We start from the raw sequence: 22,131 nt of genomic DNA, 5'->3' as shown, positions 1-22,131 counted from the left end.
GGGCCTTCTGCGCTGCCCGGCGGCGGAATATCGGCCGGCGGTGGCCCCTGGCGGCGGTGGAACCGCCCCGACTCCGGGAGGGCGGAGGCAGGTTCAGGGGGCCCCGACACCGGCACCGCCCAGACAGGCAAACCGGCCCGCCGGAAATGGCCGCCTGCCCGCCGGCGCCGGGACGCGCGCCAGCAATCCCCGGGTCAGCTCAGCCGATCCGCCCGCCCGCGTCGCCGATCTGCCCGCGATGCAGCAGCAGGTGATCCAGCACCACGCAGGCCATCATCGCCTCGCCCACCGGCACGGCGCGGATGCCGACGCAGGGATCGTGGCGGCCCTTGGTGATGATCTCGGCGGCCTCGCCCGACTTGGTAATGGTCTGGCGCGTCTTCAGGATCGACGAGGTCGGCTTGACCGCGAAACGCACCACCAGATCCTGCCCGGTGGAGATCCCGCCCAGGATCCCGCCCGCGTGGTTCGAGGAATAGACCGGCTGGCCGTCGTTCCCCATGAAGATCTCGTCGGCATTCTCCTCGCCCGTCAGCTCGGCCGCGCCCATGCCCTCGCCGATCTCGACGCCCTTGACCGCGTTGATCGACATCATCGCGGCGGCCAGGTCGGTGTCGAGCTTGCCGTAGATCGGCGCGCCCAGCCCCGCGGGCACGCCCGAGGCCACGACCTCGACCACCGCGCCCACCGAATTGCCCGATTTGCGCAGCCCGTCGAGGTAGTCGGCCCAGTCTCCGGCGGCCACGGCATCGGGCACCCAGAAGGGATTGCGCTCGATCTCGTCGATGTCGAACCGGTCGCGGTCGATCCGGTGCGGGCCCATCTGCACCATGTAGCCCCGGATCGTCACCTGCGGCGCCAGCGCCTTGAGCGCCGCGCGCGCCAGCCCGCCGGCCGCCACCCGCGCCGCCGTTTCGCGGGCCGAGGACCGGCCGCCGCCGCGATAGTCGCGGATACCGTATTTCTGCCAGTAGGTGATATCCGCATGGCCGGGGCGGAATTTCTCGGCGATCTCGGAATAATCCTTGGACCGCTGGTCGGTGTTGCGGATCGTCAGCTGCACCGGGGTGCCCGTGGTCCGGCCCTCGAAGGTGCCCGAGAGGATTTCGACCTCGTCGGCCTCGCGCCGCTGGGTGGTGTACTTGCTCTGCCCGGGTTTGCGCCGGTCCAGCCAGTGCTGCAGCAGCGCCGCGTCCACCGGAACGCCCGGGGGGCAGCCGTCGACCGTGGCGCCAAGCGCGGGCCCGTGGCTTTCGCCCCAGGTGGTGACGCGGAACAGATGGCCGAAGGTGTTGAGCGACATGGTCTTCCCCCAAGAGAACGCGGGTTCCCTAGCGCATGGGGGCAGGGCTGGCAATCAGCGGGCGTAGCGATCCCAGAGCCAGAGCACCAGCACCGCGCCGCCGATCGCGCCGATGATCCCGGCCAGCACGCCCAGCACCGCCAGCACCGTCTTGACGATCAGCCCGCCAACCAGCGCCCCGGCCATGCCGATCAGCACGGTCTGCAGGGGGGTCGTGCGCACCTCCAGCATGCGGGTCGCGAACCAGCCCGCCGCCGCCCCGATGAGGATCCACAGGATCAGGCCCATGTCGCTACTTCTTTCGGTAATGGGTCGGCACGATGATCAGCGCGCCGATGGACGAGATGATCGCATCCACCCCCGGCGCGCCGAAGCGGAAGCCGAACATGATGCGGATGAAATAGAACAGGAAGGCCCCGCCGACGCAGATGATGATCGAGGGCAGGATGCCGTTGCGGGTGAATCCGGTGCGTTCCGAGAGGAAGCCGACGATGCCGCCGATCACGACCGATCCGATGAGATGCAGAATCATCAGCTGCCCCTGTAGGTCGAATAGCCGAAGGGCGAGAGCAGCAGCGGCACGTGATAATGCGACTCCGGGTCCGAGATGCCGAACCGCAGCGGGATGACATCCAGGAAGCGCGGCGACTCGGGCGGGACGCCGGCGGCGTCGAGATAGGCGCCGGCGTGGAATTCCAGCTCGTAGCTGCCGGTGGCGAAATCCCCGGCGGGCAGGATCGGGCTGTCGGTGCGGCCGTCGTCATTGGTCGTCATCCGCGCCAGTTCCCGCCGCGCGCCGCCCTCCAGCGCATAGAGCACGACCGCCAGCCCGGCGGCGGGTTTGCCGCTTGCCGTGTCAAGCACGTGGGTGGTGAGGTAGCCTTTGGCCATTCCTGCTCCGATCCGCTTGCAACCCTGCGTCCGCTTGGGCTTCATTGCCGGTGCGACGCCTGACGGAGAGAAGCACATGCACCGCTACCCGCGCAACCTGATCGGCCACGGCCCCACCCCGCCCGACGCGAAATGGCCGGGCGGCGCGAAGATCGCGATCAGTTTCGTGCTGAACTACGAGGAAGGCGGCGAGAACAACATCCTGCACGGCGATGCGGCCTCCGAGGGGTTCCTGTCCGAGATCATCGGCGCCGCCCCCTGGCCGGGTGCGCGGCACTGGAACATGGAATCGAACTACGAATACGGCGCGCGTGCCGGTTTCTGGCGCCTGCACCGGCTGTTCACCGGCGCGGGCATTCCGCTGACCGTCTACGGCGTGACCACCGCGATGGCCCGTTCGCCCGAACAGGTCTGGGCGATGCAGGAGGCGGATTGGGAGATCGCCAGCCACGGGCTGAAGTGGATCGAGTACAAGGACGCCCCCGAGGCGCACGAGGCCCGCGACATGGCCGAGGCGATCCGCCTGCACACCGAACTCGTCGGAACGCCCCCCACGGGCTGGTACACCGGGCGCTGTTCGATGAACACCGTGCGGCTGGCGGCCGAGGCCGGCTGTTTCGACTGGGTCAGCGATTCCATCGACGACGACCTGCCGCACTGGCTGCCCGTGGGCGCGCGGCATCAGCTGGTGATTCCCTACACGATGGACTCCAACGACATGCGCTTTGCCGTCGCAGCCGGTTTCGGCGGTCCCGAGGAATATTTCACCCATCTCAAGGACAGTTTCGACGCGCTCTATGCCGAGGGGCAGGCGGGCGCCGCCAAGATGATGTCGGTCGGTCTGCACTGCCGTCTTGTCGGGCGGCCCGGGCGCGTGATGGCGCTGAAGCGGTTCATGGACTACGCCGCCTCGCACGAGGGCGTCTGGTTCCCGCGCCGCATCGACATCGCCCGCCACTGGGCCGCGGTGCATCCGCCGGTGACGCCGGACCTCGTGCCCTCGCGGATGGACCGGGAGGCCTTCGTCAATGCCTTCGGCGGCATCTACGAACATTCCCCCTGGATCGCCGAGCGCGCATTCGGGCTGGAGCTGGGCCCGGCCCATGACCGCGCCAAGGGGCTGTGGAGCGCGCTGGCGCGCTGCTTCCGCACGGCATCGGATGACGAACGCATGGGCGTGCTCAGGGCCCATCCCGACCTGGCCGGCAAGCTGGCGGCGGCCAGACGCCTGACGGCAGAGAGCACGGCCGAACAGGCCTCGGCCGGGCTGGACGCGCTGACCGACGCGGAACGCGCGGCGTTCACCGAAATGAACACCCGATATGTCGCGAAACACGGATTTCCCTTTATCATTGCGGTCAGGGAGAATACTAAGCCGTCGATCCTGGCGGCATTCGAACGCCGCATTGATCAGGACACCACCACCGAATTCAACGAGGCCTGCCGACAGGTCGAACGCATCGCGTATCATCGTCTGGCGGCCCTTTTACCGGACGACTGATGACCACGATTGACCGCCTCGAATCCGACGTGCCGCTGTTCGTGCGCACGGGTATCAACCTCGCTTCTGCCGGGCTGGGGGCCAAGGCCCTGAGCGCGACCGACGAATTCTTCGCCCCGCTGACGCGGATGCTGGAGGATGACGAAGCGGTGTTCTATCCCGACCGGTTCGACGACAACGGCAAGTGGATGGACGGCTGGGAAACCCGCCGCCGCCGCGGCAGCGGGCATGATCACGCCACCATCCGCCTGGCCGCCCCGGGCCGGCTGCTGGGGTTCGACGTCGACACCTCGCATTTCACCGGCAACTACGCCCCCGCCGTGCGGGTCGAGGCCTGCACCCTGACCGATGGCGAGCCCGACGACAGCACCCGCTGGGTCGAGATTCTGCGCAATCAGCCGCTCGGCCCCTCGGCGCATCACTATTTCCGCTGCGAGAGCTACGAGCTCTGGACGCATCTGCGCATCCATATCTACCCCGATGGCGGCGTCGCCCGGTTCCGCGCCTATGGCGTGCCCGAGCTTGACCCCTCCAACGAGGGCAAGGACGAGATCGACCTGGCCGCGGCCCTGAACGGCGGGCGGGTGCTGGCCTTTTCCGATGCGCATTACGGCGACTTCCGCCGCCTGCTGGCGCCGGGCCGGGGCAAGAACATGGCCGATGGCTGGGAAACCCGCCGCCGCCGCGAACCGGGTTATGACTGGCTGGTGCTGGCGCTTGGCGCGCGGGGCTCGATCGACCGGATCGAGATCGACACCCACCTGTTCAAGGGCAACTATCCCGACAGCTGCACCCTGCAGGCCGCCGATCTGACCGAATTCGGCGACGGGCTGACCGATGCGCTGGTCACCTCGTCGATGTTCTGGGACCAACTGATGCCCCGGCAGAAGCTGCAGGGCGACACGATCCACGAATTCCGCGAGCAGGTGGCCGACCTGGGGCCGGTGACCCATGTCCGGTTCAACATCCACCCAGATGGAGGCGTCTCGCGCCTGCGGCTGTTCGGACGGCCGGTCTGGCGCGGATGAGCGCTGCCCTCACGATCAGGGCCCGGCCGCTGAGCGCGGCCGCCTTCGCCCCGTTCGGCGATGTGCTGGAGGCCTCCGGTCAACCCGACAAGGTGATCAACGAGGGGCTCTGCGACCGTTTTCACGACCGGGCACGGATGGATTTCGGCCCCGGCGGGCGCGCGGGCATCAGCATCTTCCGCGCCACCTCGCGCGCGCTGCCCTATGCCTGCGGCATGCTGGAACGGCACCCCGAGGGGTCGCAGGCCTTTGTCCCGATGATGGACCTGGCCTGGCTGGTGATCGTGGCCCCGGATGCGGGCGGACGGCCCGGCGAACCGCTCGCCTTCCTGCCCTCGCCCGGGCAGGGGGTCAATCTGCTGAGGAATACCTGGCACGGGGTGCTTACACCTTTGGCAGAGCCGGCGATTTTCGCGGTGATCGACCGTATTGGCGATACCCCCAACCTCGAAGAGTTCTTCCTGAGCGAACCGGTCGTGGTAACCTCCTGACCGACCCGCCCGGCAGAGGCGGGCATGCCTCTGACACGGATTTGGGAAGATAACATGGCAGATTCCGCCCTCGGGACTCCGGCACAGCTCCGCGACCCGAACTATACGCCGCCGCTCGTCGATGCGGTTCCCCTCGGCATTCAGCACGTGCTGGCGATGTTCGCATCCAACGTGACCCCGGCGATCATCGTCGCGGGGGCCGCAGGGTTCGGCTTCGGGTCCGACCAGGGGGCACTCGGCTTCCCCGACATGACCTACATGATCCAGATGGCGATGCTCTTCGCCGGGGTCGCGACGCTGTTCCAGACCATCGGCTTCGGTCCGGTGGGCGCGCGCCTGCCCATCGTGCAGGGCACCTCCTTCGCCTTCCTGCCGGTGATGATCCCGGCGGTCGCGGGCCAGGGCACCGCGGGCATGGCCGGGCTGATGACCGGCATCGTGATCGGCGGCATCTTCCACTTCTGCCTCGGCACGGTGATCGGGCGCATCCGCTTTGCCCTGCCGCCGCTGGTGACCGGGCTGATCGTGCTGATGATCGGCCTCGCGCTGCTCAAGGTCGGGATTCAGTATGCCGCGGGCGGCGTGCCCCTGATCGGCACGCCGGAATTCGGCACCTTCTCGAAATGGCTGCCGGCGCTGGTGGTGATCGTGGTCTCGCTGGTCCTCAGCTTCTACGCCAAGGGGCTGCTGTCGGTTTCGGCGGTGCTGATCGGGCTGGTCGCGGGCTATCTCGTCGCGCTGGTCATGGGGCAGGTGAGCTTTGGCAACGTGGGCCGGGCGGCCTTCTTCGACCTGCCGATGCCGTTCAAATGGGGGTTCGAGTTCAACGGCGCGATCATCGTCGGCATGTGCTTCATGGCCGTGATCTCGGCCATCGAGACGGTGGGCGACGTATCGGGCATCACCAAGGGCGGCGCCGACCGCGAGGCGACGGACAAGGAGATCTCGGGCGCGACCTTTGCCGACGGCCTTGGCACCGCCATCGCCGGTCTGTTCGGCGGGCTGCCCAACACCTCGTTCAGCCAGAACGTGGGCCTGATCTCGATGACCGGGGTGATGAGCCGCCATGTCGTCACCATCGGCGGCGTCTTCCTGATCCTCTGCGGTCTGGTGCCCAAGTTCGGCGCGCTGGTCTCGACCGTGCCGATCAACGTGCTGGGCGGCGGCGTGATCGTCATGTTCGGCATGGTCGCGGCGGCGGGCATCAACATGCTGTCCGAGGTCACCTGGAACCGCCGCAACATGGTGATCCTGGCGGTGTCGCTCTCGGTCGGGTTCGGCCTGCAGCTGGAGCCTTCGGCCCTGCAGCACCTGCCGCGCACGCTGCAGATCCTGCTGACCTCGGGCCTGCTGCCCGCGGCGGGGCTGTCGATCATCCTGAACCTGGCGCTGCCCGAAAACCTGGACTGAACGCGCCCTTGGGCGGTCAAGCGGCGGGGCCTTCGGGCCCCGTCGTCATGTCGGGAACAGGCGGTCCAGCGCGGCGTCCAGCGGGGCGGGATCGTCCAGCGCCAGCCGCACCGGCAGGGTGATGACCTTCTGCCGGAAGGCGGCGGGCAGGCGCACGGCGTCCTTTTCCGTGGTCACAAGCTGCGCATGGGCGGCAGCGGCATCGCGTTCCAGCCGCGCCATCAGCGCGGGTGTCAGCGGCTGGTGATCGGACAGGGCGCGTGTCTCGGCCAGCTCGGCGCCCAGCCCGCGCAAGGTGGCAAAGAACTTGGCCGGATGCCCGATCCCGGCAAAGGCCAGCGCCCACAGCCCGTTCCAGTCCATCCCGGTCTGCAGCGGGGCGAGGTGCCCGGTCAGGCGGGGCACACCAACGGCATGGCCCCAGCGGGACCCAAAGGCGAGCTGCGCGGGTTCGGCCCCGATCGACAGCAGCAGATCGGCCCGGGCCAGCCCGGCGGCAACCGGCTCGCGCAGGGGGCCGGCGGGGATGCAGCGCCCGTTGCCGAAGCCGACGCCCGCATCGACCACCACCAGCGACAGATCCTTGGCCAGCGCGGGATCCTGGAACCCGTCGTCCAGCAGGATCGCCTGTGCCCCGGCTGCGACGGCGGCCCGTGCCCCCGCCACCCGGTCGCGGGCCACCCAGACCGGGCCGAAGGCGGCCAGCAGCAGCGGTTCGTCCCCGGTCTGATCCGCGCGGTGCTGCCGCTCGTCGACCCTGACCGGCCCGTCGAGCGTGCCGCCGTGGCCCCGTGTCACCACATGCGCCGCCACGCCCCGGGCGGCGAGGCGCATCATCAGCTCGATCACCGTGGGGGTCTTGCCGGTACCGCCCGCGTTCAGGTTGCCGATGCAGATCACCGGCACGCCGGCCTGCGCGCCCGCGCCCCGCGCCACGCGCCGTGCGGTGGCCCGGGCATAGAGCGCACCCAGCGGGGCCAGCAGCCGGGCGGCGGTGCCCGGGCTGTCGGGCGGGCGGGACCAGAAGTCGGGGGTGCGCATCAGCACCACCCCCGGGCGGCGGGGCGGCGCGGCGTCAATGTCCGGTCCTCCGGTCCAGCTCGTCCTGCACCAGCTCCAGCAGGCGGTCGGTGACCTCGGCGCCCTCGGTCGCGACGGTCCAGGCGGCGCAGGCCATCGCGGCGGCATGGTCCGGCGCGGTCAGCCGGTTCACCGCCGCCGAGAGCGTGTCGGCATCGCGCACGATCCGCGCCGCCCCCGCCGCCGCGAACCGCTTGTAGGCCGGCAGGAACCGCCCGGAATGCGGACCGTAGAGCACGGCAGAGCCCAGCCCCGCGGGTTCGAACGGGTCGGAGCCGCCAAAGCCGGGTTGCAGCGAACTGGCCATGAAGGTCACCGGCGCAAGGCGATACCACAGCCCCATCTCGCCCCGGGTGTCGGCCAGCAGGATCTGCGTGTTCTCCTGCGGCATGTCGCCGTTGGACCAGATCGCGGTGGTCCAGCTTTCCGCCTCGCAGATGCGGGCGAACTCGGGGCCGTCGTCCTCGTCATCGGGCACCAGGATCAGCAGCAGCCGGTGCGCGGCGCGGGCGGCCAGGCGGTGCGCCTCGATCACGGTGGGAAGTTCGGGCAGGCGCACCATCGCGGCCAGCCAGACCGGGCGCCCGGCGAGGGTGGTCGCGATTTCGGCGCGCAGGGCCTCGTCGCAGGGCAGGGCGACGCCGCCCTCCTGCAGCGGGCCGGTCACCTCGATCCGGGCGGGCAGGGCGCCAAGGCGCTGCAGCCGCCGGGCGGCATTGGCGGAATGGGCGAATATCCGGTCGAACTGCCCCAGCAGGGCACGGCCCATGTCGGGCAGCCAGCGCCAGCGGGCATCCTCGAAAGCCTCTTCGGTCGCGCCGACCAGGAACATCGGCAGGCCGTGCCGCCCGGCGCAGGTCAGCAGGGCCGGGCGCAGGTGGCCGCTGGTCCAGAGCCCGACATCCGGGGCCCAATGCGCCATGAAGGCCTCGGCGGCTGTCATGTTCTCGGGCGGCAGGTCGGCCAGGATCACGCCGGGGCCCAGGCGCTCGGGGCGGCGCACGCCCTCGCCCAGGGTCAGCAGCAGGCGGACCTCGCCGCGCAGACCCGACAGACGCTCGGCCACATGCACCAGCGCCGTGATGCGCGAGGCCTCGGCCGCGTGGCCCCAGATCAGCGTGCCGGGCGGGCGCAGCCCTTCGGGGGCGCGCCAGTCCGACGGTGGCGCGCGCCGGGCCAGGGCCAGGTAGGCCGCAAGGCTGACCGATCGCGCCATGATGGATCAGCCAAGCTCCTCGGTGGGCGAGGCGGGGCGTTCCTCGTCCCGCAGCCGGTGAATATGGGCGATGAAGTAGCGCATATGGGCGTTGTCCACCGTGCGCTGCGCTTCGGATTTCCAGGCGTCATAGGCCGTGGCGTAATCGGGAAACATCCCGACGATGTGGAGGTCAGAGACGTCCTTGAACACGTTCTTGGACGGATCGACGAGTTCGCCGCCGAATACGAGGTGCAGGCGTTGCATCGCGCGGGCTCCTTTGACTGTGCCATGCGGGCGGGCCGCCGGCGGTTCTCTCCCCGTGCCGACAGTACTGGCGGGGCGGGTGGATGGAAAGCGCAGGCTCTGGCGGGGCTGGCGAAAAGCGCGGGCGGGGCCAGGCCCTGAAAGGTTCGGACTCAGCCCTTGAACGGCGCCATGCCGGCGCGGGCCAGTTCGTCGGCGCGCTCGTTCTCGGGATGGCCGGCGTGGCCCTTGACCCATTCCCAGGTCACCGCGTGCCGCGCCTGCGCCGCGTCCAGCCGCTGCCACAGCTCGGCGTTCTTGACCGGCTTCTTGGCCGAGGTCTTCCAGCCGTTGCGCTTCCAGCCGTGGATCCAGCCGGTGACGCCGTTCTTCACATACTGGCTGTCGGTGATGATGGTGATGTCGGTGGCGCGGCCCAGGGTTTCCAGCGCGCTGATCGCGGCCATCAGCTCCATCCGGTTGTTGGTCGTCTCGGGCTCGCCGCCGGACAGCTCGCGTTCCTTCAGGACCTGGCCGCCGGATTTGGCCTGCAACAGGACACCCCAGCCCCCGGGGCCGGGATTGCCGGAACAGGCGCCGTCGGTATAGGCATAGAATTCGGCCAAATCGGGTCCTTCTCTGCTGCGCGTGGCAGGGCGGGGTCAGCCCGCCCGGGCGGTCAGCAGACACCATGCAAAGCCGGTGCCGTCAAGCCCGGTCCCGCCCCCCGTTCGCTCGCCCGTCACGATGAAACCGGCCGAGGCCAGCAGCCCGCGCAGCTCTTCCAGGCTGTAATAGGCGTAGAACCGGCCCAGCCTGTCGCGCCGTTCGCCCTCGCCGGTCTTCATCCCGATGGCGAACAGGCCGCCCGGCTTCAGCGCCCTGCGGATCGCCGAAAGGTGGCCGGGCAAATCCGCCTTGGTCGCGTGCAGCAGGCTGAAATTGGCCCAGACGCCATCATATTCGCCCTCGGATTCCAGCGCGGCAAAGGGCTGGACCCGGGCGGGCAGGTGCCAGGTGTCGCGCGCATGGGCGACCATCTCGGGCGAGGCATCCACCGGGTCGGGGTCGAACCCGCGTTCGGCCATGCGCGCCGAGCTGTCGCCGGGGCCACAGCCCAGGTCCAGCACCCGCGCGCCCTGCGGCAGGGCGTCGAGGAACCGGTCGAGCTGCTTCTTCTCCTTGGCTGAACCCGACCGCGCGGCATATTCCGCCGTCCGCTGCGCATAGACATCCAGGGTTTCGCGATCTGCCATCATCTGTCCCTTGCAACCGGCCCGCGCGCGGGCCTCCCCGGATCGGCGATCAGGCGGGCACGCGCAGGATGCGGGGCACCTTGAATTCGACGTTTTCCTTGGCGGTTTCGACCAGCCGGGGGGTCACGTCGAAACGTGCCCCGATGGCGGCGACAACCTCGTCCACCAGCACCTCGGGGGCCGAGGCGCCCGCCGTCACGCCGATGGCCCGGGCGCCGTCCAGCGCGCGCCAGTCGATATCCGTCGCGCGCTGGACCAGCTGCGCATAGGGGCAGCCGGCGCGTTCGCCGACCTCGACCAGGCGGCGCGAGTTCGAGGAATTCGGCGCGCCGACCACCAGCATCGCGTCGATATGCGGGGCCATCGCCTTGACCGATTCCTGCCGGTTGGTGGTGGCGTAGCAGATGTCTTCCTTGTGCGGGCCGACGATCTGGGGAAAACGCGCCTGCAGGGCCGCCACGATGCCCGCCGTGTCATCGACCGACAGGGTGGTCTGGGTGACAAAGGCAAGCCGGGCGGGATCGCGCACCTGCAAGCCGGGCACATCGGCCTCGGTCTCGACCAGCAGCACCTCGCCCTCGGGGAGCTGGCCCATCGTGCCGATGGTTTCCGGGTGGCCGGCATGGCCGATCATGATGATCTGCAGGCCGCTCTGGTGATGGCGTTCGGCCTCGATATGCACCTTGGACACCAGCGGGCAGGTCGCGTCGACCCAGACCATTTCGCGGCGGGCGGCCTCGGCCGGGACGGCCTTGGGCACGCCGTGGGCCGAAAACACCACGGGGCGGTCGGCCGGGCAGTCGTCGAGCTCTTCGACAAACACGGCGCCGAGCGCCCGCAGGCTGTCGACGACATATTTGTTGTGCACGATCTCGTGGCGGACATAGACCGGCGCGCCCCATTTCTCGATCGCCATCTCGACAATCTTGATCGCCCGGTCGACGCCGGCGCAGAACCCGCGCGGCGCGGCGAGGTAAAGGGTGAGAGGGGGGAGGGGTGCGCTCATGACGGCAAGGCTTCCGGTTGAGGGAGTTCTGGGCATGACCTATCCGCCCGGGCGTTGCGCGTCCAGCAGCCGGCACACACCGGCGTCACATGGCCCGATCCCGGATGACCCGCCGCCCCCATGACGCCGGACACCGGAACGGGAAGGGTCAGTTGCCTGCGACGGCCCGGACGCGATCCGCATCCGACTGCTGTTCGCGCGGCGTGCGACCGATGACTTCCTTGAGCTCGTCCAGCTCGATGAAGTTGTCGGCCTGGCGGCGCAGTTCGTCGGCGATCATCGGCGGCTGGCTGCGGATCGTCGACACGACCGACACCCGGACACCCTGACGCTGAAGGCTTTCGACCAGCGGGCGGAAATCCCCGTCGCCCGAGAACAGCACGATATGATCGACCCGGGGGGCGAGTTCCATCGCGTCCACGGTCAGCTCGATATCCATGTTGCCCTTGACCTTCCGACGACCCTGGCTGTCGGTGTACTCCTTGGCTGTCTTGGTCACCATGGTGAAGCCATTGTAGTGCAGCCAGTCGACCAGAGGCCGGATAGGGGAGTATTCGTCGTTTTCCAGCAATGCCGTATAGTAGAAGGCGCGCAGCAGCTTGCCGCGGCGCATGAACTCCTGTCGCAACAGCTTGTAGTCGATGTCGAAGCCAAGGGCCTTGGCTGCGGCATATAGGTTCGACCCGTCAATGAACAGCGCAAGCCGTTCGTCCTTGTAAAACATAAATTGCCCTTCCGAAACTCGTCCGCCATGCAGTTCCGTGAGTGATCAAATACGGGCGGAGCGAATGAAGTAGACTAAGTCCGAAAATGGTGGGCATCAACCCCGGCTAGATGCCTGAATATACACAACGGAGCGAGTTTACGATGCGTTACCTGGTTGCAATCGGCGGGAATATGCCCTTGGACGGCATGCAACCGCCGGATGTGGTGTATGAAGCGGCCCTGCGACTTGACTCGCTCGGAATGAGCATAGCCGCTCGAAGTACCGTATACCGAACACCTGCCTTTCCGCCGGGGAGTGGCCCGGACTTTGCGAATGCCGCGGTTGTGGCGCACTCTGATTCCGCGCCCCAAGCCGTGCTGTCGATTCTACATCAAGTCGAAGCAGAATTCTCCCGCGAGCGGAAAAAACGCTGGTCCGGCCGCACGCTCGACATGGATTTGCTCGGCGCTGACGGCCAAGTGCTGCCGGATGAGGCAACTTGGCGTCAATGGTACACCCTGCCGCTAGACCGCCAGATGCAGGAGGCGCCAGGGGAACTGATTCTCCCCCATCCCAGGTTGCAGGACCGCGCCTTCGTGCTGGTTCCGCTCTGCGAGGTGGCGCCGGACTGGATGCACCCCGTCCTGGGGCGCAGCGTCTCGCAAATGTGCGCCGACTTGCCCGAAAGTGATCGTCTTGCGGTGCGAATATGGGGGGATCCGCCTTGTCAATAGGGTTTGAAAGGCTTAGAAACCGCTCTCTACTGCCCGAACCCGGAGTGACACATGGCCCGCGTAACCGTTGAAGACTGCGTCGACAAGGTCCCGAACCGTTTCGAACTGGTGATGCTTGCCGCTCACCGCGCACGCGAGATCTCGTCGGGTTCGTCCATCACCGTCGAGCGTGACAACGACAAGAACCCCGTCGTGTCGCTGCGCGAGATCGCGGAAGAGACCCAGAGCGCCGACGAACTCCGCGAGCGGATGATCGAGGCGAACCAGACCCAGATCGAGGTCGACGAGCCCGAAGACGACAACATGTCGCTTCTGATGGGGGCAGAAGTCGACCGCCCGGCCGAAGACGACATGAGCGAAGAGCGCCTGCTGCGCCAGCTGATGGAAGCGCAGGGCCAGGGCTGAGGGCGGGACAGAATCGGGGGCCATCCCCAGCGAGCGAGGCGCAAGGGTACATGATCGCGGTTGACGACCTGATTGCCCTGGTCCGCGCCTACAACCCCAAGACCAACGAGACCCTGCTTCGCGCGGCATATGACTATGCCCGCGCGGCGCATGAGGGCCAGTTCCGCCATTCGGGCGAGCCCTATTTTACCCACCCTTTCGCGGTGGCGGCCATCCTCACCCAGCAGAGCCTTGACGACGCCACCATCGTGACGGCCCTGCTGCACGACACGATCGAGGACACCAAGGCCAGCTATGGCGAGGTCGCGGCGCTGTTCGGCAAGGACATCGCCGATCTGGTCGACGGGGTCACCAAGCTGACCAACCTGCAGCTCAACTCGACCGAGACCAAGCAGGCCGAGAATTTCCGCAAGCTTTTCATGGCGATGTCCAAGGACATGCGCGTGATCCTGGTCAAACTGGCCGACCGCCTGCACAACATGCGCACGATCCGCTCGATGCGGGCCGAAAAGCAGGTGCAGAAGGCGCGCGAGACGATGGATATCTTCGCCCCGCTGGCGGGCCGCATGGGCATGCAGTGGATGCGCGAAGAGCTGGAGGACCTGGCCTTCAAGGTGCTCAACCCCGAGGGGCGCCAGTCGATCATCCGCCGTTTCGTCATGCTGGAACGCGAGACCGGCGGCGTGGTGGAGCGCATCACCTCGGACATGATCAGCGAACTGGCGACCAACGGTGTCGAGGCGCAGGTCATCGGTCGGGCCAAGAAGCCCTATTCGATCTGGCGCAAGATGCAGGAAAAGGGGCAGGGCTTTTCCCGCCTCTCCGATATCTACGGGTTCCGCATCATCACCGACAGCGAGGATGCCTGTTACCGCGCGCTAGGCGTGATCCACCGCCGCTGGCGGTCGGTTCCCGGTCGGTTCAAGGACTATATCAGCCAGCCGAAATCCAACGGCTATCGCTCGATTCACACCACGGTGTCGGGGCGCGACGGCAAGCGGGTCGAGGTGCAGATCCGCACCCGCCAGATGCACGACGTGGCCGAGGCCGGCGTGGCCGCGCACTGGTCCTACCGCGACGGGGTGCGGGCCGAAAACCCCTTTGCCGTCGATCCCGCCAAATGGCTGGCCGGCCTGACCGAACAGTTCAACGCCGAGGAGGATCACGAGGACTTCCTGGAGGCGGTGAAGCTGGAAATGTACACCGACAAGGTGTTCTGCTTCACCCCCAAGGGCGACGTGGTGAAACTGCCGCGCGGGGCCACGCCCATCGACTTTGCCTATGCCATCCACACCCGGATCGGCAATGCCTGCGTGGGGGCCAAGATCGACGGGATGCGGGTGCCTCTGTGGACCCGGATCAAGAACGGCCAGTCGGTCGAGATCACCACCGCCGAGGGCCAGATGCCCCAGGCGACCTGGCTGGACATCGCCGCCACCGGCAAGGCCAAGACCGCGATCCGCCGCGCCCTGCGCGAGGTCGACCGCGAACGTTTCATCAAGCTGGGGCGCGAACTGGCCCGCGCGGCCTTCGAGCATGTCGGCAAGAAGGCGACCGACAAGGCGCTGGAAACTGCCGCCAACACCCTGCGCCTGCTGGACCGGGACGAGGTTCTGGCCCGCCTCGGCAGCGCCGAGATGACGGCGCGCGAGGTGGTCAAGGCGGTCTATCCCGACCTGGTGCAGCTGGAAGGGCCCGGCGTCGCCTGGGAACGCGCAGTGATCGGCCTGTCGCCGGGGCAGAGCTTTGCCCGCGCGCCCTGCTGCCAGCCCCTGCCGGGCGAACGCATCGTCGGTATCACCTGGCGCGGCAAGGGGGTCGAAGTGCATGCCATCGACTGCGCCACGCTCTCGGTCTACGAGGATCAGCCCGACCGCTGGGTTGACCTGCACTGGCATTCGGGCAAGCACAAGGCCATCTATCCGGTCACCATCGAAGTCACGATGGGCAACGACGCCGGGGTGCTGGGACGAATCTGCACGTTGATCGGCGAGCAGAAGGCCAATATCTCGGATGTGAAATTCCTCGACCGGAAACCGGATTTTTATCGAATCGCCTTTGACATGGAACTGAGCGACGCCGAACATCTGCACACCGTCTCGTCGGCCCTGGGGGCCGAAAGCGACGTTGCAGCGGTCGAGCGGCGCCGCCACGCCCCCAAGGCGCCGGACGAGCCGGCCCAGGAAACGCAGGGAGAGGCGGTTGGTCTTTAAGCGCCGGGACAGGCGGCCGGTCTGGCAGATCGTGCTCGACTTCTTGTGGCCGCGCGGGGGCTGGGCGCGCGCGTTCCACTACGTCAAGCACCGCCTGCGGCGTCTGCCCGACAGCCCGGACCGGATCGCCCGGGGGATCTTTGCGGGCATCTTCACCGTCTTCACCCCGTTTTACGGGCTGCATTTCGTGACTGCCGCGATCATCTCGAAACTGGTGCGCGGCAATATCCTGGCCTCGCTGCTGGCGACCTTCGTGGGCAACCCGCTGACCTATGTGCCGATCGGGCTGATCTCGATTCAGACCGGGTATTTCCTGCTGGGCCGCCCGCCGCGCCCGGATGGCGAGGTGCACCGCACATTCGGCGGCAAGTTCGCCGATGCCGCCGTCGACCTGAAGGACAACCTGATCGCGCTGGTCACCTCGCGCGATGCCGACTGGCACGGGCTGCTGGTGTTCTATCACGAGATCTTCTTTCCCTACATGATCGGCGGGATCATCCCCGGGATCGTCTTCGGGCTGATCGGCTATTACGTCTCGCTGCCGCTGATCCGGGCCTACCAGGCGCGGCGGCGGGGGGCCTTGCAAGAGCGGGTGAAACGGATCAAGTCTGCCAAGGCGGCCAAGGCCGAGGGCAAGTAGCCCCGGTCCCCAGACAGGAGGGCACCCCATGCATCACCTGCGCCTCGGCGTGAACATCGACCATGTGGCCACCGTGCGGAATGCCCGCGGCGGCGCCTATCCCGACCCGCTGCGCGCGGCGAAACTGGCCGAGGAGGCCGGGGCCGACGGCATCACCGCGCATCTGCGCGAGGATCGCCGGCATATCTCGGACGCGGATATCGAGGGGCTGATGGAGGTGCTGTCGGTGCCGCTGAACTTCGAGATGGCGGCGACCGAGGAGATGCAGAAGATTGCCCTGCGCCACCGCCCCCATGCCGTCTGCATCGTGCCCGAGAAGCGCGAGGAACGCACGACCGAGGGCGGGCTGGAGGTCGCGCGCGAAGAGAACAAGCTGGCCCATTTCATCGCCCCCCTGCGCGAGGCGGGCTGCCGGGTGTCGATCTTCATCGCCGCCGACCGGCGCCAGATCGAGGCCGCGCACCGCATCGGGGCCGAGGTGATCGAGCTGCACACCGGCGCCTATTGCGACGCCCATGCCGAGGGCCGGTTCGACGAACGCGACGCCGAACTGGAACGCCTGCGCGAGATGGCCGCCCTGGGCCATTCGCTGGGCCTGGAGGTGCATGCCGGGCACGGGCTGACCTACGAGACCGTCAGCCCCGTCGCCGCCTTTCCCGAGGTGCGCGAGCTGAACATCGGGCATTTCCTGATCGGCGAAGCGATCTTTCTGGGGCTGCAACCGGCCATCGCCGAGATGCGCCGGCTGATGGACGCGGCGCGGCCGGGGGCCTGACCCCAGGCCCCCGCGGTCCGTCCGGGGCCAGAGGCGGGGGGCTGTCTGCCCCCCGTGCCCCCCGAGAGTATTTTTGACGAGATGAAGCCGGATCAGTCCCCGGGGGCCAGGCGGCGCGCGGACATCGAGATATGGGCGCGGCGGACCAGCGCGGCGGCCATCGGGTCGCCGGCGCGCAGGGCGCGGGCGGTTTCGTCGACCTCGGCGCGGAAAGTGTCGCATTCCTCGGCCAGGTCGAGCGCCGCGATCTGCTGCAGCCAGATCCGGGCGGTGCGATAGTAGAGCCGTTCCGAGGTCTCGCGCAGGGCGGCGTTTTCCGTCAGCGAGAGGCCGAAGTCGAAGAAGTCCATGTTGAGCTGGGCAAAGTGGCGCGCGTCCGGCTGCAGGGTCAGCCGTTCGGCCCGGTCGCGGAACCCGTCGAGCCGGGCGAGGATGGCCGGCGTGACCGGCGCGGGCGAGAGGCGGCCGACCAGTTCGGCGAGTTCCATCCGCAGGGCATAGGTGCGGGCCATCTCTTCGCGGTCGACATCGGTGACCAGCGTGCCGACGCCGTGCAGGGATTGCAGCAGGCCCTCGTCTTCGAGCCGGGCGAGGGCGCGGCGGATCGGCGTGCGGGAGGTGCCGAATTCCGCCGCCAGCTCGGTTTCCGACAGGCGCGCGCCCGGGGGCCAATCGAGCAGGCAGATGCGCTGGCGCATCTCGCGGTAGAGCCGGTCGAGCCGGGCGCGGCTATCCTCGGCCATGGGCCGTGAGCCGGTCGCCAAGCCCGTGCAGCATGGCGAGGCATGTGTTCAGCTGGGTGAGCGAGACAAATTCGTCGGGCTTGTGGGCCTGTTCGATGGAGCCGGGGCCGCAGATCACCACATCCATGCCGATCTGCTGGAACAGCCCGGCCTCGGTCCCGAAGGCGACGAGGTCGGCCCCGTTGGCGCCGGTGAGTTCGGCCACCATGCGCCGGGCGGCGTTGTCGTCCATCGGTTCCAGCCCGGCGACCTCGCCCAGAACGGTGGTGTGGATCGCGGCCTCGGGGCAGGTGCGGCGCATCTCGGGCAGGAGGATATCCTCGACATAATCCGCGATGGCGCGTTTCACGAAATCCATGTCGGACTGCTGCACCGGGCGCATTTCCCACATCACCTCGGCCAGGCCGGGGATCACGTTGGGCACGTAGCCACCCGAGAGCCGGCCGAGGTTGATCGTGGTCCAGGGCGGTTCGAACCGCCCGCCCGGGGGCGCCCGGTGGGTCAGCGCCTCGCGCAGTTCCATCAGCCGGGCGACGTAGCGGGTGGCGTATTCCACCGCGTTGACGCCAAGCGCGGGCTGCGAGCCGTGGCCCTCGCGCCCGGTGAAGGTGACGTGATATTCGCAGCAGCCCTTGTGCCCCTCGATGATCCGCATCGAGGTCGGTTCCCCCACCACAGCGACCGAGGGGCGGGCCTCGCGCCCCTTGAGCACCTCGGCCAGGGATTGCGCGCCGAGGCAGCCGACCTCTTCGTCATGGGTGAAGGCGAAGTGGATCGGGCGGGTCAGCTTGCGCCCCGTCCAGTCCGGCGCCATGGCGAGGCAGGCGGCGATGAACCCCTTCATGTCGCAGGCCCCGCGCCCGTAGAGCAGCCCGTCGTGTTCGCGCATCGCGAAGGGATCGGAGGACCAGGGCTGATCCTCGACCGGGACCACGTCGGAATGGCCCGAGAGCATGATGCCCCCGGGCCGCTCAGGGCCGACGGTGGCAAAGAGGTTCGCCTTGAGCCCGGTGTCGTCATGCATCAGCTCGACCTGCGCGCCCGCGTCTTCCAGATAGTTCGCCATCCAGGCCATCATCTCGAGATTGCTGTCGGCCGAGACGGTGGGGTGGGCGATCAGCTCGCCCAGGATGTCGCGCGTGGTGTCGAGTGAGGTCATTTCTTGACGAACATCTTTCTCGGCCGGTCGCAGAAGCATTCCGCCGGTCCGTTTTCGGTGATGCGGATGGATTCGGTGATCTCCAGCCCCCAGTTGGCCATCCAGAGGCCGGGCATGAAGTGGAAGGTCATGTCGGGTTCCAGCACCGTCTCGTCCTCGGCGCGCAGCGAGATCGTGCGCTCGCCCCAGTCGGGCGGGTAGCTGAGGCCGATGGGATAGCCGCAGCGCGCCCCCCGGGTGATGCCGGCCATTTCCAGCGGCGCGGCCAGCGCCTCGGCCACGTCGCAGGCGCGGTTGCCGGCGCGGGCGGCCTCCAGCCCGGCCTCCAGCCCCTCGACCAGCGCGCTTTCGGCCATCTTGAACAGGTCGGGCGGCTCTCCCAGAAAGACGGTGCGGCAGAAGGGGATGTGATAGCGGCGGTAGCAGCCGGCGATCTCGAAGAAGGTCGCCTCGCCCTCGGCAAAGGGGCGGCCGTCCCAGGTCAGATGCGGGGCGGCGGCATCGGTGCCCGAGGGCAGCAGCGGCACGATGGCGGCGTAATCCCCCCAGGCGTCATCCACCCCCATCACCGCGTCGCGCATGATCTCGGCCACCACGTGGTTCTTGGGCACGCCGGGTTCGACCCGCTCCAGCCAGCCGTCGACGATCTTTTCCGAGATCTTCGCCGCCTTGCGCATGAAGGTCAGCTCTTCGGCGGATTTCACCGTGCGGCACCAGTTCACCACCGCCGTTCCGTCGATGAACCGGGCGTCGGGCAGTTCGTGCGTCAGCACCGCATGGGCCTTGGCGCTGTAGTAGTAGTTTTCCATCTCGACCCCGATGCGGGCGGTGGCAACACCCATGGCGCGCAGCTGCGCGGCCAGTTCCTGCATCGGGTGGCGCTCCGTCGACTGGACGAAATGGTCGGCATAGCCATAGGCGCAGCTGTCCTCCATCCAGATGGTGCGCAGGGCGCCGTTGCGGTCCTGCGAGCGGCCCCACCACCACGGGTCGCGGTCGAGGAAGACGACAACCCCCTGGTGGACATAGAAGGACCAGCCGTCATAACCCGTCAGCCAGGCCATGTTGGACGGGTCGGTGACGCAGAGAACCTCGATCCCCTTCGCCTCCATCGCGTCGCGGGTCTTGGCCAGGCGGCGCTGGTACTCGGCCTCCGAAAAGGGAATCGACTTGCGGATCATGGCGGTCTCCCGTGGGCTGACGTTTTGTCCCCCTTCGCAGGTTGTGCACAACTCTGCCGTTCCATTTCCGAACTGCACCTGTCGTTTTCAGGAAATACAAGCTCTGTGATGGGTGCGAAGGTTGACCTTGCCGGAATCGTGAGTGAGTTGTGCACAACTGGCGGGCATCAAGAGGCGGAAATGACAGGGACGATCAGCATGGCAGATGTCGAGGCGGCGGCGCGCACCCTGCGTGGCCGGGCGGATTCGACACCGCTGGTGCCGTCGCTGTTCCCCGGTGCCGACCTGTGGCTGAAGCTGGAGATCTGCCAGCCCATCGGCGCCTTCAAGCTGCGCGGGGCGCTGAATGCCGTGGCCGCGACCGATGCCCCCGCGGTGACCTGCTGTTCCACCGGCAACCACGGGCGCGGCGTCGCCTGGGCGGCGCGGGCGGCGGGCAAGCGGGCGGTGATCTGCATGTCGGCGCTGGTGCCGCAGGCCAAGGTCGACGGCATCCGGGCGCTTGGCGCCGAGGTGCGCATCACCGGGCGCAGCCAGGATGACGCCCAGGCCGAGGTCGAACGCCTGGTGGCCGAAGAGGGGCTGGCCGAGATTTCCCCCTTTGACGACCCGCTGGTGATCGCCGGGCAGGCGACCGTGGGGGCCGAGATGATGGCGCAGAAGCCCGACCTGCGGACGATCCTTGTGCCGCTGTCGGGCGGCGGGCTGGCCGCGGGCGTGGCCCTTGCCGCCAAGGCCGCCGATCCGGCGGTCCGGGTGATCGGCGTGACGATGGACCGGGGTGCCGCGATGCACGACAGCCTTCGCGCGGGTCAACCCGTGGCGGTGGAGGAGGTGCCAAGCCTGGCCGACAGCCTGGGCGGCGGGATCGGGATGCGCAACCGGCTGAGCTTTCCCATGTGTCGCGACCTGCTGGACGACGTGGTGCTGGTAAGCGAGGGCGAAATCTATGCCGCCATGCAGGCCCTGTTCCACCGCGACGGGCTGGTCGCCGAGGGCGGCTCGGTCGTGGGGCTGGCCGCGCTGATGGCGGGCAAGGTCGTGGCGGAGGGGCCGGTGGGCACCATCCTGACCGGGCGCAATGTCGACATGGCGCAGTTCACCCGCGTGGTGACCGGGCAGGACGTGCAACTGGGAGACGTGACCGTGACGGGGGTGCCCTATGCCGCATGACGTGCGCATCGTGACCGAGGCAGAGCTGCGGGCGGTGCTGGGGCTGGACCTCGCGCTGGTCGACGTGGTCGAACGCGCCTTTGCCGCGCTGGCGGGCGAGGGGGTGGTGATGCCGCCGATCCTGTCGATGGCGCTGCACGAGGCGAATGGCGAGGTGGACGTGAAGACGGCCTATCTGCCGGGCTTCGACGGCTTCGCGATCAAGGTTTCGCCGGGGTTCTTCGACAATCCCGGGCTGGGGCTGCCCTCGCTGAACGGGCTGATGATCCTGTTTTCGGCCAGGACCGGGCTGGTGCAGGCGCTGTTCCTCGACAATGGCTATCTGACCGACCTGCGCACCGCCGCCGCCGGGGCCGTGGCCGCGCGGCACATGGCGCCGGCGCAGGTGGACACGGCGGGGGTGATCGGCACCGGGGTGCAGGCGCGGCTGCAGATGCAGGCGGCGCATCTGGTGCGTCCCTTCCGCCGGGTGCTCGTCTGGGGGCGGGATGCCGGAAAGGCCGAAGCCTGCGCCGCGGACCTGTCGGCGGCACTGGGGATCGAGGCCGAAGCCACCGCCGACCGGGCCGGGCTGGTCGCCCGGTCGCAGCTGGTCGTGACCACCACACCGTCGCGCGAACCGCTGATCGAGGCGGACTGGCTGCACCCCGGCCTGCACATCACCGCGATGGGGTCCGACCAGGCCGGAAAGGGCGAGCTTGCCCCCGCCGTTCTGGCCGCCGCGGGGCGTTATGTTGCGGATCGGGCCGCACAATGCGAGACTCTGGGCGAATTGGCCCATGCGCGGGCCGCGGGCCTGATGCCGGGCCCGATCCTTGAACTGGGGCAGGTCGTGACCGGCCAGGCCCCCGGACGGCAGGCCGAAGACGAGGTGACGATCTGCGATCTCACCGGCACCGGCGCGCAGGACACGGCCATCGCCAGCCACGTCGCGACGCTGCTTTCGGGCAGCGCGGCGGGCACCGTGATCCGCGCCTGATCATCCGCGCCACGGC

The 22,131-nt window shown here is 68.4% G+C and carries 25 protein-coding genes; 11 read left to right on the top strand and 14 right to left on the bottom strand.

Annotation, left to right across the window (positions count from 1 at the left end; genetic code table 11):
• Positions 1–199: 199 nt before the first annotated feature.
• From aroC to uraH, 4 genes are read right to left on the bottom strand one after another with little or no spacing between them, the layout of a single operon-like run.
• On the bottom strand, positions 200–1,303 hold the full coding sequence (gene aroC / locus GLS40_RS01755; RefSeq protein WP_160380877.1) for a chorismate synthase: 1,104 nt from the start codon (positions 1,301–1,303) through the stop codon (positions 200–202).
• 54 nt (positions 1,304–1,357) lie between these two features.
• Positions 1,358–1,591, bottom strand: a complete 234-nt coding sequence (locus tag GLS40_RS01750; protein ID WP_160380876.1) for a GlsB/YeaQ/YmgE family stress response membrane protein — start codon at positions 1,589–1,591, stop codon at positions 1,358–1,360.
• A gap of 4 nt (positions 1,592–1,595) precedes the next feature.
• Entirely contained in the window at positions 1,596–1,835 is a 240-nt protein-coding gene (locus GLS40_RS01745) for a hypothetical protein (RefSeq protein ID WP_160380875.1), read from the bottom strand.
• The gene (gene uraH, locus GLS40_RS01740) at positions 1,835–2,194 is read right to left on the bottom strand and encodes a hydroxyisourate hydrolase (RefSeq protein WP_160380874.1); all 360 of its coding nucleotides are present in this window, start codon (positions 2,192–2,194) and stop codon (positions 1,835–1,837) included. Before uraH ends, GLS40_RS01745 begins: the two co-directional genes overlap by 1 nt.
• 76 nt (positions 2,195–2,270) lie before the next feature.
• Here uraH and puuE point away from each other — a divergent pair, with 76 nt between their 5' ends.
• From puuE to GLS40_RS01720, 4 genes are read left to right on the top strand one after another with little or no spacing between them, the layout of a single operon-like run.
• Positions 2,271–3,695, top strand: a complete 1,425-nt coding sequence (gene puuE / locus GLS40_RS01735) for an allantoinase PuuE (protein ID WP_160380873.1) — start codon at positions 2,271–2,273, stop codon at positions 3,693–3,695.
• Positions 3,695–4,723, top strand: a complete 1,029-nt coding sequence (gene alc, locus GLS40_RS01730) for an allantoicase (RefSeq protein WP_160380872.1) — start codon at positions 3,695–3,697, stop codon at positions 4,721–4,723. The genes puuE and alc overlap by 1 nt, the downstream gene beginning before the upstream one ends.
• A complete protein-coding gene (locus GLS40_RS01725) occupies positions 4,720–5,214 on the top strand; it encodes an ureidoglycolate lyase (protein WP_160380871.1) in 495 nt (164 codons plus the stop codon). Before alc ends, GLS40_RS01725 begins: the two co-directional genes overlap by 4 nt.
• A gap of 54 nt (positions 5,215–5,268) precedes the next feature.
• The gene (locus GLS40_RS01720) at positions 5,269–6,624 is read left to right on the top strand and encodes a uracil-xanthine permease family protein (protein WP_160380870.1); all 1,356 of its coding nucleotides are present in this window, start codon (positions 5,269–5,271) and stop codon (positions 6,622–6,624) included.
• Between the two features lie 45 nt (positions 6,625–6,669).
• Here GLS40_RS01720 and lpxK read toward each other — a convergent pair whose 3' ends face one another.
• The 7 genes from lpxK to GLS40_RS01685 all read right to left on the bottom strand — a co-directional run bounded on the left by lpxK (position 6,670) and on the right by GLS40_RS01685 (position 12,131).
• On the bottom strand, positions 6,670–7,665 hold the full coding sequence (gene lpxK / locus GLS40_RS01715) for a tetraacyldisaccharide 4'-kinase (protein ID WP_160380869.1): 996 nt from the start codon (positions 7,663–7,665) through the stop codon (positions 6,670–6,672).
• Positions 7,666–7,699: 34 nt separating this feature from the next.
• Positions 7,700–8,920: a 3-deoxy-D-manno-octulosonic acid transferase gene (locus GLS40_RS01710; RefSeq protein WP_160380868.1), complete on the bottom strand. Its 1,221-nt coding sequence runs from the start codon at positions 8,918–8,920 to the stop codon at positions 7,700–7,702.
• A 6-nt stretch (positions 8,921–8,926) separates the two neighbouring features.
• Positions 8,927–9,166 (bottom strand): DUF4170 domain-containing protein, encoded by a 240-nt coding sequence (locus GLS40_RS01705; RefSeq protein WP_160380867.1) that lies wholly within the window; start codon positions 9,164–9,166, stop codon positions 8,927–8,929.
• Positions 9,167–9,318: 152 nt separating this feature from the next.
• Positions 9,319–9,771 (bottom strand): ribonuclease HI, encoded by a 453-nt coding sequence (rnhA, locus tag GLS40_RS01700; protein WP_160380866.1) that lies wholly within the window; start codon positions 9,769–9,771, stop codon positions 9,319–9,321.
• A 36-nt stretch (positions 9,772–9,807) separates the two neighbouring features.
• Complete coding sequence (locus GLS40_RS01695; RefSeq protein WP_160380865.1) at positions 9,808–10,401, bottom strand: class I SAM-dependent DNA methyltransferase; 594 nt, start codon at positions 10,399–10,401, stop codon at positions 9,808–9,810.
• A 49-nt stretch (positions 10,402–10,450) separates the two neighbouring features.
• On the bottom strand, positions 10,451–11,407 hold the full coding sequence (gene ispH, locus GLS40_RS01690; protein ID WP_160380864.1) for a 4-hydroxy-3-methylbut-2-enyl diphosphate reductase: 957 nt from the start codon (positions 11,405–11,407) through the stop codon (positions 10,451–10,453).
• Between the two features lie 148 nt (positions 11,408–11,555).
• Positions 11,556–12,131, bottom strand: coding sequence for a LabA-like NYN domain-containing protein (locus GLS40_RS01685; RefSeq protein ID WP_160380863.1), 576 nt, complete (start codon positions 12,129–12,131; stop codon positions 11,556–11,558).
• Between the two features lie 143 nt (positions 12,132–12,274).
• On the opposite strand from GLS40_RS01685, the gene folK reads away from it, so the two are divergent.
• From folK to GLS40_RS01660, 5 genes are read left to right on the top strand one after another with little or no spacing between them, the layout of a single operon-like run.
• On the top strand, positions 12,275–12,847 hold the full coding sequence (gene folK / locus GLS40_RS01680; protein ID WP_160380862.1) for a 2-amino-4-hydroxy-6-hydroxymethyldihydropteridine diphosphokinase: 573 nt from the start codon (positions 12,275–12,277) through the stop codon (positions 12,845–12,847).
• 51 nt (positions 12,848–12,898) lie between these two features.
• The gene (gene rpoZ, locus GLS40_RS01675) at positions 12,899–13,252 is read left to right on the top strand and encodes a DNA-directed RNA polymerase subunit omega (protein WP_160380861.1); all 354 of its coding nucleotides are present in this window, start codon (positions 12,899–12,901) and stop codon (positions 13,250–13,252) included.
• A gap of 50 nt (positions 13,253–13,302) precedes the next feature.
• The gene (locus GLS40_RS01670; protein ID WP_160380860.1) at positions 13,303–15,465 is read left to right on the top strand and encodes a RelA/SpoT family protein; all 2,163 of its coding nucleotides are present in this window, start codon (positions 13,303–13,305) and stop codon (positions 15,463–15,465) included.
• A complete protein-coding gene (locus GLS40_RS01665) occupies positions 15,455–16,105 on the top strand; it encodes a DUF2062 domain-containing protein (RefSeq protein ID WP_160380859.1) in 651 nt (216 codons plus the stop codon). Before GLS40_RS01670 ends, GLS40_RS01665 begins: the two co-directional genes overlap by 11 nt.
• A 28-nt stretch (positions 16,106–16,133) precedes the next feature.
• Positions 16,134–16,880, top strand: a complete 747-nt coding sequence (locus GLS40_RS01660; RefSeq protein WP_160380858.1) for a pyridoxine 5'-phosphate synthase — start codon at positions 16,134–16,136, stop codon at positions 16,878–16,880.
• Between the two features lie 92 nt (positions 16,881–16,972).
• On the opposite strand, the gene GLS40_RS01655 is transcribed toward GLS40_RS01660, so the two are convergent.
• The 3 genes from GLS40_RS01655 to GLS40_RS01645 are packed head-to-tail and all read right to left on the bottom strand — an operon-like array spanning position 16,973 to position 19,963.
• Positions 16,973–17,623: a GntR family transcriptional regulator gene (locus GLS40_RS01655; protein ID WP_160380857.1), complete on the bottom strand. Its 651-nt coding sequence runs from the start codon at positions 17,621–17,623 to the stop codon at positions 16,973–16,975.
• Positions 17,610–18,782 (bottom strand): acetylornithine deacetylase, encoded by a 1,173-nt coding sequence (gene argE, locus GLS40_RS01650; protein ID WP_160380856.1) that lies wholly within the window; start codon positions 18,780–18,782, stop codon positions 17,610–17,612. The genes GLS40_RS01655 and argE overlap by 14 nt, the downstream gene beginning before the upstream one ends.
• A complete protein-coding gene (locus tag GLS40_RS01645; RefSeq protein ID WP_160380855.1) occupies positions 18,779–19,963 on the bottom strand; it encodes a M24 family metallopeptidase in 1,185 nt (394 codons plus the stop codon). Before GLS40_RS01645 ends, argE begins: the two co-directional genes overlap by 4 nt.
• Before the next feature lie 180 nt (positions 19,964–20,143).
• On the opposite strand from GLS40_RS01645, the gene eutB reads away from it, so the two are divergent.
• On the top strand, positions 20,144–21,136 hold the full coding sequence (gene eutB, locus GLS40_RS01640) for a hydroxyectoine utilization dehydratase EutB (RefSeq protein ID WP_160380854.1): 993 nt from the start codon (positions 20,144–20,146) through the stop codon (positions 21,134–21,136).
• Positions 21,126–22,115 carry a cyclodeaminase gene (locus GLS40_RS01635; RefSeq protein WP_160380853.1) on the top strand — a complete coding sequence of 330 codons (990 nt, stop codon included), beginning with the start codon at positions 21,126–21,128 and terminating at the stop codon, positions 22,113–22,115. Before eutB ends, GLS40_RS01635 begins: the two co-directional genes overlap by 11 nt.
• Positions 22,116–22,131 lie beyond the last annotated feature (16 nt).

This window comes from Pseudooceanicola pacificus (genome assembly GCF_009789075.1).
In the GTDB taxonomy this organism is placed as follows: Bacteria; Pseudomonadota; Alphaproteobacteria; order Rhodobacterales; family Rhodobacteraceae; genus Pseudooceanicola; species Pseudooceanicola pacificus.
This window is presented reverse-complemented; position numbering and strand designations above follow the sequence as displayed.